This window comes from Marinobacterium sedimentorum (assembly GCF_024267675.1).
In the GTDB taxonomy this organism is placed as follows: domain Bacteria; phylum Pseudomonadota; class Gammaproteobacteria; order Pseudomonadales; family Balneatricaceae; genus Marinobacterium_A; species Marinobacterium_A sedimentorum.
In genome coordinates this window covers 1-218 of the sequence record NZ_JALDYX010000195.1, presented here as the reverse complement: position 1 = coordinate 218, position 218 = coordinate 1, and the positions used below count along the sequence as shown (strand labels likewise).

1 protein-coding gene is annotated in these 218 nt (G+C 44.0%); it reads right to left on the bottom strand.

The features are described 5' to 3' along the window. Window positions 1-218, bottom strand: a 218-nt coding sequence (locus MRS74_RS23815) for a hypothetical protein (protein WP_254582757.1), incomplete at both ends; no start/stop codon positions are given.

The following is a 218-nucleotide window of genomic DNA, read 5'->3' as shown; positions in this document are numbered from 1 at the left end:
CACGAAAATGATCTAAGGCCTTTTTCTGCTCTTCACCTAGTTCAATATAACGTTTTATCCGGTAGCACCGAATAGGCTGTAGTGGGCTCAGCTTCTGTAAACTTGCCATGACATCAATCTCAGGACAGTGGCATGACAAGATGAACTCAAAACCAAACGCTTCAAGAAATAACAAACTGTACGGCAAGTCTCGCCCGTTGATCTGTATTTGCATCGGC